The organism is Streptomyces ochraceiscleroticus (assembly GCF_000720485.1).
GTDB classification, from domain to species: domain Bacteria; phylum Actinomycetota; class Actinomycetes; order Streptomycetales; family Streptomycetaceae; genus Streptomyces; species Streptomyces ochraceiscleroticus.
The window spans coordinates 81,172-95,019 of the sequence record NZ_JOAX01000010.1 but is presented as its reverse complement, the minus strand read 5'-3'; the positions used below and the strand labels follow the sequence as shown (position 1 = coordinate 95,019).

The following is a 13,848-nucleotide window of genomic DNA, read 5'->3' as shown; positions in this document are numbered from 1 at the left end:
GGCCCTTTCTCCTCATCTTCCTCACGACGCACTTCGCCGTGAGACGGATTTGGCACCTTCCCTAGCCGGGAGCCTCGCGCGGCGGACATCAGCGTCCTGGCGGCAAGACCGGCTGGAGGGTTGCCGGGGCTTCAACGGGCCGTATCCCTCTGCCCCTCTGGATGAGCGGTATGGCCTGCGTGCGAAACACAGGCGTTTGTTCAGCGGTGACCCCGGCATGCGGTGGTCATCCGCGTTGTTCAAGACTGTAACCGAAGGCATGGACGGTTGAGATAGTCGTCCGATGCGCGAGATGGATCACTTTAGGGAGACGGATACGTGCTGGAAGAGGTGGAGCGCTGGCTGGCCGGCCGCTCCTGGTCTGCCGCCGACCGACCGCTCGACCAGCTGTTGGCTGCGAAAAGCCGCACGGGGCAGACGGTCAGCGTAGTGCTGCCCGCGCTCGACGAGGAGGCCACGGTCGGCACGATCGTGGAGATCATCCGCCGCGACCTGATGTCCGCCGCGGTGCCGCTGGTCGACGAGCTGATCGTGGTGGACTCCGGCTCCACCGACCGCACCGCCGAGGTCGCCGCCGCCGCGGGCGCCCGGGTCGTGCACCGCGACGCGATCCTGCCCCGGCTGGCGACGGTGCCCGGCAAGGGCGAGGTGCTGTGGCGCTCGCTGCTGGCCACCAGCGGCGACATCGTCTGCTTCGTCGACGCCGACCTGCGCGAGTTCTCCGCCGACTTCGTGTCCGGGATCGTCGGGCCGCTGCTGACCGAGCCGCAGGTGCAGTTCGTGAAGGCGATGTACGACCGGCCGCTGGGCGAGGGCGCCGGCGGCCCGAAGGCGGGCCAGGGGGGCCGGGTCACCGAGCTGGTGGCCCGCCCGCTGCTCAATCTGCACTGGCCGCAGCTCGCCGGTTTCGTCCAGCCGCTGGGCGGCGAGTACGCGGCCCGCCGTTCGCTGCTCGAACAGCTGCCCTTCCCCGTCGGGTACGGCGTCGAGCTGGGCCTGCTGGTCGACGCGCTGCACACGGTGGGCCTGGACGCGCTGGCGCAGGTGGACGTGGGCGTGCGCAAGCACCGGCACCAGGACGGGCAGGCGCTCGGCCGGATGGCCGCGGCGATCTACCGCACCGCCCAGCTCCGGCTGGCACGCGGGCACCTCGTGCGACCCCGGCTGACCCAGTTCGACCGCGGTGAACAGGGCGGCTTCGTACCGCGGACGACCGACGTGGACACCGAGGAGCGGCCGCCGATGCGCGGCATACCGGAGTACGAGGAGCGGCGCGCGGCATGAGAGCAGGGGCGGCCGCACGTTTGAGCGGATCTGTGGCGGGTTAGGTCATCGGCATGGTCTCCTCCAGCTCAGGTGCCCAGGTTCTCGTCGCGTCCAACCGCGGTCCGGTCTCCTACTCCTTGGGGGCGGACGGCACGCTGACCTCCCGGCGCGGAGGCGGCGGTCTGGTCTCCGGCCTGTCGGCCATCGGGCCGGACGCCGGGGCCGTGTGGGTGTGCGCCGCGCTCGGCGACGGCGACCGCGAGGCGGCCCGGCGGGCCGCCGCCGGTGACGGGCTGCTGGACCCCGGCGACACCGGCGGACAGTCCGTCCGGATGCTGGACATCGCGCCCGAGGTCTTCGCCGACGCGTACAACGGCGTCGCCAACTCCGTGCTGTGGTTCGTCCACCACCTGCTCTACCAGACGCCGCTGGAGCCCGCGTTCGACGCGGAGTTCCGCGGCCAGTGGGCGTCGTACGAGGCGTACAACGCCGCCTTCGCCGACGCGCTCGCCGAGGCCGCGGCGCCCGGCGCGGCTGTCCTCGTGCAGGACTACCACCTCACGCTGGTCCCGGGGCTGCTCCGTGAGCGCCGCCCCGACCTGCGCATCGGCCACTTCTCGCACACCCCCTGGGCGCCCCCGGACTACTTCCGGCTGCTGCCGGACGACGTGGCGGCCGAGGTGCTGCGCGGCATCCTGGGCGGCGACCGGGCGGCGTTCCTGACCCACCGCTGGGCCGCCGCGTTCGCGGAGTGCTGCGCCGCGGTGCTGGACGCCGAGGTCGCCAGAGACGGGGAGGCGGGGCTGCGCGTCACGTACGAGGGCCGGACCACCCGGCTCGGGGTGCACGGCCTGGGCGCCGACGCGGACTTCCTGCGCGAGCGCTCCCGGCAGCCGGACGTCGACGAGCGGCTGGCGGACCTGCGGGAGCAGATCGGCACCGGCGAGGACGGCGCGCCGCGGAAGACGATCGTCCGGGTGGACCGCACGGAGCTGTCCAAGAACATCGTGCGCGGCCTCCAGGCGTACCGGCGGCTGCTGACCGACCGGCCCGAGTGGCGCGGCCGGGTGGTGCACATAGCGTTCGCCTACCCCTCGCGGCAGGACCTGGCGGTGTACCGGCAGTACACCGAGGAGGTCGGGCGGCTGGCGGCGGAGATCAACGACGAGTTCGGCACGGACGGCTGGCTGCCGGTCGTGCTGCACGTCAAGGACGACTTCGCGCGCTCCCTGGCCGCCTACCGGCTCGCCGACGTCGCGCTGGTCAACCCCATCCGCGACGGCATGAACCTCGTCGCGAAGGAGGTGCCGGTGGTGTCCGAGGCGGGCTGCGCGCTGGTCCTCTCCCGGGAGGCCGGGGCCTGCGCGGAGCTGGCGGAGGACGCGCTGGTGGTCAATCCGTACGACATCGGGGGCACGGCCGAGGCGCTGCACGCGGCGCTGACGATGCCGCAGGACGAGCGCGCGGAGCGCGCGAAGCGGTTGGCGGCAGCGGCTACGGCGCTGCCGCCGGCGCAGTGGTTCCTGGACCAGTTGCGGGCGCTGGGGGGCTGAGGCCCGCGGGTTCCGGGGTGCCCCGGGCTGTGCGTTTGCCGGCCAGCGCGCCGTTGTGGCTGGTCGCGCAGTTCCCCGCGCCCCTTCAGGGCGCCTGCATCGCCGCTTCCGCGAGGGCCGTGAGCAGCTCCACCACGCCCGCCGGGCCCGGTACGACCAGGTCCGCGCGGTCCGCCAGTTCCTCGGCGCCCTCGCCCACCGTTGCCGAGCTGCACACCAGTACCCCGGGCAGGCCCTCGGCGCGCAGCGCGTCGACGGCGGCGTAGGCGGCCAGATCCCCCAGGTCGTCGCCCGCGTAGAGGACCGCGCCGGCGTCCACCTCGCGTACGTACGAGGTGAGCGCGACGCCCTTGTCGACGCCGGGCGGGCGCAGCTCCAGGACGAAGCGGCCCGGCTCGACGATCAGGCCGTGCCGCTCGGCGAGCGCGGCCAGCGGCGCGCGCAGCGCCTCGAAGGTGCCCTGCGGGTCGGCGGTGCGGCGGGTGTGCACGGCGACGGCCCGGCCACCCTTGGTTTCGATCGCGGCGTCGACCGGCCTGTCCTGCCAGGCCCCGGAGCGCTCCAGCAGGCCCGGCAGCTCGGCGGTCGCCGCGGCGACGCCCGGCGGCGGCGCGGGCGCCTCGATCCGGCCGGTGGCGGCCTCCCAGCGCTCCGCGCCGTAGTGCCCGAGGACGACGAGGCGGTCCAGGCCGTCGACGGCCGTGAAGCCGCCGAGCCGGACGGCCGTCTCCGCCGGGCGGCCGGTGATCACCACGACGGCGCGCAGCAGCGGGGCGAGGCGCGTGAGCGCCTGGACGACGCCGGGGTGGGCGCGGGCCTGTTCGGGGTCGGGGACGATGCCGGCGAGGGTGCCGTCGAAGTCGAGCGCGACGACGGCGTCGGCCGGCCGGGCGAGAAAGCCGGCCAGGCCCGCACGGCCCGCTTCGGTCATCGGCTGCGCGAGGAGGTTCTCGGGGCTGCCCATGGGGCCGAGCCTATCGGTGGGGCGGGGCGTACGGAGGCGGTACGACGATCTTTCGGATGGCCATGACGGCCGATCAGCGGCGGGCCCGCCTGGCTTCTCTCACCCGCCGCAGGTGCGTGGCCGTCGGGCCACCGGCGTCAGCGATATCAGCGGCGGGCCCGCCTGGCTTCTCTCACCCGCCGTAGGCGATTGACGGTCACCGGGTCGTGCGCGAGCGCCCGAGGGTCGTCGAGGAGGGCGTTGAGCAGCTGGTAGTAGCGGGTCGGCGAGATGCCGAGCCGCTCCCGTATGGCGCGCTCCTTGGCGCCGGGCCCGGCCCAGGAGCGGCGCTCCACGGCGAGCACGGCCTCGTCGCGCGCTGACAGCCGCTCGGACGGCGATTCGGAGACCACCCGACCACGATAGCCCCGCGGTACGACATCCCTACTGATCACCCGGCCGGGCGGCCGCAGGGCCGGCCGCAGGGCGTCAGCGAGTGGCGCTGTCCGCCTCGTCCGCGGTGTTCTGGATGTCGGTGAGTACCGATGCGGGGTCACCGTTCTTGCCGACCGCGCCGCCCATCTTCGCCTTGATGGTCTTGCTGACCAGCGGCCAGGACGTCTTGTCGGCGGGGTAGAACTCCGCTTCCGGAAGCTGCTTCAGGAAGCTGTGCAGCTTCTTGTACTTGTCGTCAGCGAGCATCTTCTGGGAGGCGGAGACGGTGACCGGCAGCAGGCCGTAATCGCCGGAGAACCGCAGGACGTTGTCCTCGTTGTAGACGAAGTCGAGGAACTGGCCCATCTCGGCGCGGTGTCCGTGCTGCTTGAAGCCCATCATCCAGTCGGCGACGCCCATGGTGGACTTGGCCGGGCCGGTGGTGCCGGGGAGCGCGACGGTGCCGTAGTCGATGCCCTTGGCCTTGGCCTGGTGCATCAGCGTGGGATGGCCGTTGAGCATGCCGGCCTGGCCGCTCGCGAAGGCGTTGAAGCCGTCCTGCCGGTTGAGCTTCGCGGGGTCGGTGCCGGTCAGCCCCGGGGCGACGAGGTTGTCCTTGACCCACTTGAACGTGCGGATGTTCTGCCGCGAGTCGATCGTGTACTTGCCGATGGAGTCGGTGTAGCCGCCGCCCCCGCTCAGCATCCAGATCATGGTCTCGGCCTGGGTCTCCTCGGGGCCGAGCGGCAGCGCGAACGGGATCTTCACGCCCGCGGCCTTCAGGAGCTGCGCGTCCTGCTTGATGTCGGACCAGGTCTTGGGCGGGCTGTCGATGCCGGCCTGCGCGAAGAGCTTCTTGTTGTAGAAGAGGCGGCGCGTGCTGGCCCCGAAGGGCATGCCGTACTGGACGCGGTGGTACTCCCCCGCCTCCGCGAGGCCGGGCGTGAAGTCCGCCTGGGTGCTGATGGAGAGCAGGTCGTCGGCACTGTAGAGCTTGCCCTCGGCGGCGTAGTCGGCGTAGGCGCCGATCTGGGCCAGGTCGGGGGCGTTGCCGGCCTTGACCCGCTTCTCGACCTCCTTGTCGACGTCCTTCCAGCTGTAGACGTCGACGTCGACCTTGATGTGCGGGTGCTTGGCCTCGAACGCCTCGACCACGTCGTGCCAGTAGTGCTTGCTGGAGTTGGCGGCGCCGTCGCCGTAGTCGGCGGCGACCAGCTTCAGGGTGACGTCGTCCTTGCCGACGGGGCCGCCGGAGCAGGAGGCCAGTGTCAGCGTCATGGCCGTCGCGATACCCGCCGCCGCCAGGCTCTTGTAGCGTCGCTGTACTGCCATTGCTGCCCTGTTCCGCCCTTTGAGTCCGATGTGCCGTACGTTCCGGGACGCGCCGCGGCGGCGGGGATCACCCCCCGTCGGACGCTGAGCTGCGAGTCTGCCCCGCACACCCTCACAAGGTCTACACCAAAGCAGGTCTCCGTTTCGCATCAGCGAACCGGAATGCTGGCCTCCCCCGGACGGCCGCCCGGCCGCCCCGTGCCCGCGCCGCGCCGGCGACCGGCCCGCGCCGCGCGCGTGACCCGCCGCCCAACTCCCCATGTACGGCGCACGAACCGGCCCTCCGCCCTGACGCACCGCCACCGGCGCCGCAGTGGACTAGACCTCTCGGCGCTTCTCGCGGGAGACTGTTCCGCGTGAGACATGTCATCGCGCTCGATGTGGGCGGTACCGGGATCAAGGCCGCACTCGTCGGTACGGAGGCGCCGCCCTCCGACGGCACGCCCGCCCGGCCCCCCGTCCTGCTGCACGAGGCACGCCGCCCCACCGGACGCGAGCGCGGCCCCGAGGCGGTGGTCGACACGATCCTCGACTTCGCCGCCGAGCTGCGCGACCTGGGGGCGCAGCGGTACGGCCTCCCCGCGGCGGCGGCCGGCGTCGCCGTCCCCGGCATCATCGACGAGGCCGACGGCACCGCCGTGTACGCCGCCAACCTCGGCTGGCGGGACGTCCCGCTGCGCGCCCTGCTCTCGGAGCGGCTCGGCGGCGTCCCCGTGGCGCTCGGCCACGACGTGCGCACCGGCGGGCTCGCCGAGGGCCGGATCGGCGCGGGCAAGGGGGCCGACCGGTTCGTCTTCCTGCCGCTGGGCACCGGCATCGCGGCCGCCATCGGCATCGGCGGCCGGATCGAAGCCGGAGCCCACGGCAGCGCGGGCGAGATCGGGCACATCGTCGTACGACCCCAGGGCGCGCCGTGCGGCTGCGGCCAGCGCGGCTGTCTGGAGACGCTGGCCTCCGCCTCTGCGGTCGGCCGGGCCTGGGCCGCCGCCTGCGGTGACCCGGACGCCACGGCCGCGGACGCCGCCAAAGCGGTCGAGTCCGGCGACCCGCGGGCCGTGGCCGTGTGGCAGGAGGCCGTCGACGCGCTCGCGGACGGCCTGGTCACCTGCCTCACGCTGCTCGACCCGCGGACCCTGATCATCGGCGGCGGCCTCGCCGAGGCGGGCGACACGCTGTTCGCGCCTCTGCGGGAGGCGGTCCGGCGGCGGGTTACCTTCCAGCCGCTCCCCCCGATCGTTCCGGCGGCGCTCGGGGACGCCGCCGGCTGCCTGGGCGCAGGACTGCTGGCCCGGGATCTTCTCTCCACGGAGGTAACTGCCTGATGGCGGACCGAACCATCCTCAGCGGCGCCCGGGTGGCGCTGCCCGCGGGCGTCGTCGACGGCCTCACCCTCACGGTCGACGGGCACCGGCTCGCCGTGGGCCCCGCGGCCGGCGGCACCACCGTCGACCTGTCCGGGCACCTGATCGTCCCCGGCTTCGTGGACATGCACGTACACGGCGGGGGCGGCGGCTCCTTCTCCTCCGCCGACCCCGAGGAGTGCCTGAAGGTCGCCGACACCCACCGTCGCCACGGCACCACCTCCATGGCCGCCTCCACCGTCACCGGTGACCTGGCCGACCTGGCCCGGCAGGCGGCCGTCCTCTCCGAGCTGGTCGAGCAGGGCGACCTGGCCGGCATCCACTTCGAGGGCCCGTTCATCTCGGCCCACCGCTGCGGCGCCCACCAGCCCGAACTGCTGCGCGACCCGGACCCGTCGGCCGTCCGCAAGCTGGTCGACGCGGCCCGCGGCACGGCGAAGATGATGACGCTCGCGCCGGAACTGCCCGGCGGCCTGGACTCCGTACGCCTGCTGACCGAGTCCGGCGTCATCGCGGCCATCGGCCACACCGACTCCTCGTACGACGCGACGCGCGAGGCCATCGACGCGGGCGCCACCGTCGCCACGCACCTCTTCAACGCCATGCCGGGCCTGAACCACCGCACCCCCGGCCCGATCGCGGCCCTCCTGGAGGACGAGCGGATCACCGTCGAGCTGATCAACGACGGCACCCATCTGCACCCCTCCGTGCTGCAGCTGGCGTTCCGTCACGCGGGCCCGGAGCGCGTCGCGTTCATCACCGACGCGATGGGCGCGGCCGGCATGAGCGACGGCATGTACCCGCTCGGCCCGATGGAGGTCGAGGTCAAGGACGGTGTCGCGCGCATCCACGGCGGCCCCACCGCCGGCTCGATCGCGGGCTCCACGCTCACCCTGGACCTCGCCTTCAAGCGCGCCGTCACGATCGACGGCATCGGTATCGAAGCGGCCGTACAGGCCCTGTCCGGCAACCCGGCCCGGCTGCTGGGCATCGACGACCGCACCGGCTCCATCGAGCCCGGCAAGGACGCCGACCTGGTCGTACTGGACGCGTCGTACGACCTGGTGGCCGTCATGCGCAAGGGCGAGTGGGTGGTACGGCCACCGCAGGCGGGGTAAGGAAGCAGATGCGGACCGTCCGGGCGGCACCCCGCCCGGGCTGGGCCGATTGGTCCGCATCCGCGGCCCGGGCCGCACCCGCGCTCTGTGCCAACTGCCGTCGCCGATGGCATGATCGCTCGCGCACTCGTCCGTACGCGGCCGTGGACCACGGCCGTCCGACCACTGCGCGGGAGGGGGAACCATGATCCTCACGGTCACGCTGAACGCCGCACTCGACATCACCTACCGGGTACCGCGGCTCCGCCCGCGCGGCACCAACCGGGTGACCGAGGTGTCCGAACGCCCCGGCGGCAAGGGCCTGAACGTCGCCCGGGTGCTCGCCGCCCTGGGCCATGACACCGTCGCCACCGGATTCGCCGGCGGCGGCACCGGCGATGCGCTGCGCGCCATGCTCGCCCAGGAGACCGGCGTCACCGACGCGCTGGTACCGATCGGCAGCGCCACCCGGCGCACCGTCGCCGTCGTGGACACCACCGGCGGCGACACCACCCAGCTCAACGAGCCGGGCCCGACCGTCTCCCCCGCCGAGTGGGACGCCTTCCTCACCCGGTACCGCGAACTCCTCGACGGCGCGCAGGCGGTGGCCCTGTGCGGCAGCCTGCCGCCCGGCGTGCCCGTGGACGTGTACGCGCGCCTCACCCGTACGGCCCGCGCGGCCGGCGTCCCCGTCCTCCTCGACACCAGCGGCGAACCGCTGCGCCGCGGCCTCGCGGCGCGGCCCGACCTCGCCAAGCCCAACGCCGCCGAGCTGGCGTCGCTGACCGGGCACAACGAGCCGCTGCGGGCGGCGCGGGACGCGCGCCGCCGGGGTGCGCACACGGTCGCGGCCTCGCTGGGCGCGGACGGCATGCTCGCGGTGACCGCGGACGGCTCCTGGCAGGCCGCGCCGCCGCAGCGGATCGCGGGCAACCCCACGGGAGCGGGCGACTCGGCGGTGGCCGGGCTGCTGTCCGGCCTGGTGGAAGGGCTCTCCTGGCCGGACCGGCTGGCCCGCGCGGTGGCCCTGTCGGCCGCGACGGTACGGGCCGAGGCGGCCGGCGAGTACGACCGCGCCACGTACGAGGAGCTGCTCCCCAAGATCGAGGTGACGGACGCCCCTGCGGCCGCGTAAGCGGCCTTCAGGGGCGCGGGGGGCGTCGATGTGCGGCTCCGCCGCGTGGGCGCGAGCAACCACGACGGCGGGAGCGCCGGCAACCGACGCCCACACCAACGGCGGTCCGCCGCTACGGCTTCGTGACCTGCCCCTGCTTCAACCACACCTGATCAAGGTTGAAGTCGCACTGGTTCCCCTGCTCGCAGGAGATCTTGATCGTATTGGTGCCCTTGGTGAGGTCGATCCAGGCGAAGGTCCGGGTCCAGCCCTTGTCCCACTGGCCTTCCTTGGCCCCGGCGAAGTTCTTCATGTTGAGCTTGGAGTCGCGGGCCTTGCCGTTGATCGACAGGGTCGCGTCGGCGTCCTTGCCCGGCACGCCGTACCCGACGAAGACGGTGTACTGGCCGTCCTTGGGCGCGTCCAGCTTCCAGGTGGCGGCGGCACCCGGCGTGTTCATGCCGGTGACGTACAGACCACCGGCCGAACGAGCCCCCGGAATGGTCTTGTCCGTGGTCGCCGTGCCGTCCAGCCGCAGGCTGCCCGCGTCGGCCTTGGGCAGGTCGGGCTCGGCCGGCTTGTCGGACGGCTTCTTGCTCGGCTCCACGTTCTCGCCCGCGGACGACCCGGCGCCGCCGGCCTCGGCGGACTTGTCGTCGTCGCTGTTGGAGATCATCGCGACGCCGATGCCGACACAGACCACGGCGACCACGGCGATGGCGCCGATGAGCAGGCCGTTGCGGTTGCGGCGCGGGCCCTGGTCCGCACCGCCGGCACCGTGCCCTGCCGGAGCGGCCTGGCGCGGCGCACCGTTCTGCAGCGTCTCGGGCGCCGCGTAGTGCGCGTTCTGCCGGCCGTACGCCTGCTGCTGTGCCTGCTGGCCGTACTGGCGCTCGCCGACCGCGCGCACCTGGTTGTACGACCTCCTGGGAACGCCCGGCTGCCGCACCGCCGCGCCGTCGCCCGCCGATCCCTGCGCGCCTGCCTCGCCGCCCTCCGAGCGGTAGAGGTAGCCGAACGGATCGTCGTTCTCCGGCGTGTCCGTGCCGTTACTACCGGCCGTCATTCCGCGTCACTCCCCAGCGGTCTTGCAAACTGATGTCTACGTGCAGTGATGTCCACACGCACCGTTGTCTACGTGCTTGTGAGGCCCCCTGGCGGCCAGCGCCGCATCGGCGCAGCCTACCCGGTGCGGAGCTGCGTACGCCGGTTCCCTACGGCCACAAGATCACTACAGGACGGTGAACGGCGGGCGCCCGGCGGGGTCGGCGGCGGTCAGCGCGGTGCGGGCGCGCCTGCGGCGGGCCGGAGGTTACTTCGGACACATGGCTTGCGGAGGGGCGCTGGGCGGCGCGAAGGCGCCCCTGCCCTCCGGGGAGCCCGCCGCCCCGGGGAGGTGCCCCCTCAGCTCACTCGCCGGTTCGCCTTCGAGCGGGACCGCTTCTCGACGTACATCCGCTGGTCGGCGGATTGCAGGACCTCCTCGGCCGACATGCCGCAGCCGGCCCAGCCGATGCCGAAGCTGGCGCCGACGCGCACGGCCCGGCCGTCCACCCGGATCGGCGGGATGATCGCGTTCCGCAGGCGTACGGCCAGGTCCTCGGCGTCCGCCTTGCCCAGTCCGTCCGCCAGCACGACGAACTCGTCGCCACCGAGCCGGGCGACCGTGTCCCCGTCCCGTACGCCGTTGGTCAGCCGCCGGGCCACCTCGATGAGCACCGCGTCACCCGTGTGGTGCCCGAAGCGGTCGTTGATCGACTTGAAGCCGTCCAGGTCGCAGAAGAGCACGGCCAGCCCCTTGGCGCCGTCGTCCTCGGGCCCGTCCGACGGCGCGACCGCGTGCACGTGGCTGTCGTACGCGGGCCCCGTACGGGCCAGGTGGAAGCCCTCGAACGCCTCGGCGCCGCCGTCCGGCAGGAAGCCGTGTCCGTCGTCCTCCCCGGCGGCCGTCGAGGCGAACGCGTCCGCCTCGTCCGTGCCGGGCGGCCGCGAGCACAGCCGGGCGCTGAGCCGGGTCCGCAGCTCGGCGCTGTTCGGCAGGCCGGTCAGCGCGTCGTGGCTGGCGCGGTGCGCGAGCTGCAGCTCGTGCCGCTTGCGCTCCTCGATGTCCTCGACGTGCGTGAGCAGGAAGCGCGGGCCGTCGGCGGTGTCGGCCACGACGCTGTTGCGCAGGCTCACCCAGACGTACGAGCCGTCCCGGCGGGCCAGCCGCAGCTCGGCGCGGCCGCCCTCGGCCGAGGTCCGCAGCAGCGTCCCGATGTCCTCCGGATGCACCAGGTCGGAGAAGGCGTAGCGGCGCATCACGGACGCCGGCCGACCCAGCAGCCGGCACAGCGCGTCGTTCGTCCGCAGCAGCCGGCCGTGCTGGTCGCCGCCCATCTCGGCGATGGCCATGCCGCTCGGCGCGTACTCGAATGCCTGCCGGAAGCTTTCCTCACTCGCCCGCAGCGCCTGCTGCTCGCGCTCCAGACGGACCAGCGCGCGCTGCATGTTTGCCCGAAGCCGGGCATTACTGATCGCAATCGCTGCCTGGAAAGCGAACATCTGCAACGCCTCGCGTCCCCAGGCGCCCGGACGCCGGCCGTTGCGCGGCCGGTCGACGGAGATCACGCCGAGCAGGTCGCCGCCCCCGGAGGAGGCCGCGTACATGGGCGCGAAGAGGCGGTCCATCGGATGCCACTCGTCGGGGAAGCGCGGCGCGGGCCCGGCGGTGTGCCACTGCGGGACATCGTCGTCGTCCAGCACCCAGCCCTGGGTGTACGGGATGAAGCACAGGTCGCCCCAGCGCTCCCCCATGGCCAGCCGGCGCTCCCAGGACTCCCGGGAGCCGACGCGGCCGGACAGCAGCGCCTCGGCGCCCGCGCTACCGGCGACCGCGGCCACCACGAGGTCGCCGTCGGGCCGTACGAGATTGACCGCGGCGAGCTCGTAGCCCAGCCCGCTGATCGCTCCGTCGGCGACGGCCTGCAGGGTGTCCGCAAGGCTGCGTGCGGTGTTCAGGTCGGCGACCACTTGGTGCAGCTGCCGCAGGGTCGCAAGACGGACGTATGGCTCCGACTCGGTCTCCATCGCTCGCTCTCCCTGAGACCTCGACAGCAACTCCAGGCTTCTTGTCGTCCTCTAGTCGTCCGATTGCCACGGCCACTGAATCACAGTGAGCTGTACACCCGGTACACAGGGTCAACAATTACCCCTCGCTGTGACTCAAGTCACAGAACACGCCGTGAAGTTACCGAGGTCTCCCCAGGGCCCTTCCGGCGCCTCTTCGGGATCTCCTCCTATGTGTTCGTAAACTTCCTGAACGCAAATTCCGCCCTCTGGAGCGCCCCGGCTCCGTCGGGGGTCCTAGGACGCGGCTGGTCCCAGGGCCCGATGCGGGGAGCGCGCGGTCCCGTCTAGCGTTCATGACGTGTTCACGAACAACCCTGCCGCCGACGTCACCGACCCGCACACCGACCGGGAGACCAGCCCTGCTCCGGAGAAGATCCCGCATGCTGGTGGGGTGAGTGCCGACGAGTTCCGTGCCGCCCTGTCCCGGCTCGCCGCCGGGGTCGTACTGATCACCGCCCTCGACCCGGAGGACGATCCGGCCGAGGACGACCTCGCGGCCGGGGACGGCGTTCCGGTCGGGGAGGACGCGGGGATGACCGCCACCGCGTTCATGTCCGTCTCGCTCGACCCGCCGCTGGTGATGGTGAGCGTTCGCAACGACTCACGGATGGACGACATCCTGGAGCGGCAGCCCCTGTGGGCCGTCTCGGTCCTGACGGAGGGCCAGCGCAACATCGCCGGCCAGTTCGCCATGAAGGGCCGCTTCAGCGACCGGCTCCTCTTCGCGAGCGTCCCGCACGTACGGGGCGAGCGGACCGGCGCGGCACTCGTGAAGGGCGCCCTCGCCACGATGGAGTGCCGCACGGAGCAGCGCGTCGTGGCCGGCGACCACACCCTCACCATCGGCCGCGTACTGACCGCCCACACCCCGAACATCGAGAGCAACCCGCTGACGTACTTCCGGGGGCGGTACCGGAAGCTGGGCTAGGGCGCGCGGCGCCGACGCCGGCGCCGGTCGGTACTCGGTACTGGCTCCGGTCGGTACTCGGTACTGGCTCCGGTCAGTACGCGGTACTGGCTCCGGTCAGTGCCAGTCGCGGCCCGAGCGGCCGCGCTTCGTGTCGCCGCGCTGCTTCTTCTCCCGCAGCCTGCGCTCATTGATGCCGCGCGGGATCCGCGTCTTGCGGCGCGGCTTCGGCGGCGGCGCGGACGCCTCCGCCAGCAAGGACGCGAGCCGGACCGCGGCCGTCTCGCGGTTGCGCCACTGGGAGCGGTGCTCGGACGCCCGTACGGACACCACGCCACCGTCGATCAGCCGTCCGCGCTCCCCCAGCCGCTGGAGCGCGCGCTCCTTCCAGACCTCGGGCAGCGCCTCGGTCGCGGCCAGGTCGAAGCGCAGCTCCACCTGGCTGTCGGAAGTGTTGACGTGCTGGCCGCCGGGCCCGGAAGACCGTGAGAAGCGCCAGACGAGCTCCGACTCCGGGAGGACGACCGAACCGCGGATGACATAGGGCCCGGACATGCCCCCCATGATCCCGCGTCCGCCCCCGATCCGTCACCCGCATTTCCCCGGCCGCGGGAACGGTCGCCGGGACGGTCGTCGGGGTTGGCCGGCGGGGACGGTCGGCGGGACGGCATCAGGGCTTGGCAAAGAAAGTAAAGGAAGCTGGAACCTCATGGTCCCCGGCCGACGTTG

General features: G+C 72.9%; 12 protein-coding genes and 1 riboswitch. Of the genes, 6 read left to right on the top strand and 6 right to left on the bottom strand.

What is annotated here, in order from left to right; all coding sequences use genetic code 11:
- Positions 1 to 9: 9 nt before the first annotated feature.
- A riboswitch (SAM riboswitch) is annotated at positions 10 to 168 on the bottom strand.
- Between the two features lie 150 nt (positions 169 to 318).
- Both IG84_RS0115055 and IG84_RS0115050 read left to right on the top strand, forming a co-directional pair.
- Positions 319 to 1,284 carry a glucosyl-3-phosphoglycerate synthase gene (locus IG84_RS0115055; protein ID WP_031056408.1) on the top strand — a complete coding sequence of 322 codons (966 nt, stop codon included), beginning with the start codon at positions 319 to 321 and terminating at the stop codon, positions 1,282 to 1,284.
- Between the two features lie 53 nt (positions 1,285 to 1,337).
- Positions 1,338 to 2,819 (top strand): alpha,alpha-trehalose-phosphate synthase (UDP-forming), encoded by a 1,482-nt coding sequence (locus IG84_RS0115050; protein ID WP_031056405.1) that lies wholly within the window; start codon positions 1,338 to 1,340, stop codon positions 2,817 to 2,819.
- 85 nt (positions 2,820 to 2,904) lie between these two features.
- Here IG84_RS0115050 and otsB read toward each other — a convergent pair whose 3' ends face one another.
- From otsB to IG84_RS0115035, 3 genes are all read right to left on the bottom strand, one after another.
- Positions 2,905 to 3,783, bottom strand: a complete 879-nt coding sequence (gene otsB, locus IG84_RS0115045) for a trehalose-phosphatase (RefSeq protein WP_031056402.1) — start codon at positions 3,781 to 3,783, stop codon at positions 2,905 to 2,907.
- Between the two features lie 146 nt (positions 3,784 to 3,929).
- Complete coding sequence (locus IG84_RS0115040; RefSeq protein WP_031056390.1) at positions 3,930 to 4,175, bottom strand: DUF3263 domain-containing protein; 246 nt, start codon at positions 4,173 to 4,175, stop codon at positions 3,930 to 3,932.
- 76 nt (positions 4,176 to 4,251) lie between these two features.
- Complete coding sequence (locus IG84_RS0115035; protein ID WP_031056388.1) at positions 4,252 to 5,529, bottom strand: extracellular solute-binding protein; 1,278 nt, start codon at positions 5,527 to 5,529, stop codon at positions 4,252 to 4,254.
- Positions 5,530 to 5,885: 356 nt separating this feature from the next.
- On the opposite strand from IG84_RS0115035, the gene IG84_RS0115030 reads away from it, so the two are divergent.
- From IG84_RS0115030 to pfkB, 3 genes are all read left to right on the top strand, one after another.
- Positions 5,886 to 6,851: an ROK family protein gene (locus IG84_RS0115030; protein ID WP_031056387.1), complete on the top strand. Its 966-nt coding sequence runs from the start codon at positions 5,886 to 5,888 to the stop codon at positions 6,849 to 6,851.
- On the top strand, positions 6,851 to 8,008 hold the full coding sequence (gene nagA, locus IG84_RS0115025; RefSeq protein WP_031056385.1) for an N-acetylglucosamine-6-phosphate deacetylase: 1,158 nt from the start codon (positions 6,851 to 6,853) through the stop codon (positions 8,006 to 8,008). Before IG84_RS0115030 ends, nagA begins: the two co-directional genes overlap by 1 nt.
- Positions 8,009 to 8,192: 184 nt before the next feature.
- Positions 8,193 to 9,122 carry a 1-phosphofructokinase gene (gene pfkB, locus IG84_RS0115020; protein WP_031056381.1) on the top strand — a complete coding sequence of 310 codons (930 nt, stop codon included), beginning with the start codon at positions 8,193 to 8,195 and terminating at the stop codon, positions 9,120 to 9,122.
- Between the two features lie 112 nt (positions 9,123 to 9,234).
- On the opposite strand, the gene IG84_RS0115015 is transcribed toward pfkB, so the two are convergent.
- Both IG84_RS0115015 and cdgB read right to left on the bottom strand, forming a co-directional pair.
- Complete coding sequence (locus IG84_RS0115015; RefSeq protein ID WP_031056377.1) at positions 9,235 to 10,167, bottom strand: carbohydrate-binding protein; 933 nt, start codon at positions 10,165 to 10,167, stop codon at positions 9,235 to 9,237.
- Between the two features lie 338 nt (positions 10,168 to 10,505).
- Complete coding sequence (gene cdgB, locus IG84_RS0115010; protein ID WP_031056374.1) at positions 10,506 to 12,170, bottom strand: diguanylate cyclase CdgB; 1,665 nt, start codon at positions 12,168 to 12,170, stop codon at positions 10,506 to 10,508.
- A gap of 340 nt (positions 12,171 to 12,510) precedes the next feature.
- Between cdgB and IG84_RS0115005 the strand changes: the two genes are divergently transcribed.
- Positions 12,511 to 13,140, top strand: a complete 630-nt coding sequence (locus tag IG84_RS0115005) for a flavin reductase family protein (RefSeq protein ID WP_107053883.1) — start codon at positions 12,511 to 12,513, stop codon at positions 13,138 to 13,140.
- Between the two features lie 96 nt (positions 13,141 to 13,236).
- Here IG84_RS0115005 and arfB read toward each other — a convergent pair whose 3' ends face one another.
- Positions 13,237 to 13,674, bottom strand: coding sequence for an alternative ribosome rescue aminoacyl-tRNA hydrolase ArfB (arfB, locus tag IG84_RS0115000; protein ID WP_031056367.1), 438 nt, complete (start codon positions 13,672 to 13,674; stop codon positions 13,237 to 13,239).
- Positions 13,675 to 13,848: the final 174 nt, after the last annotated feature.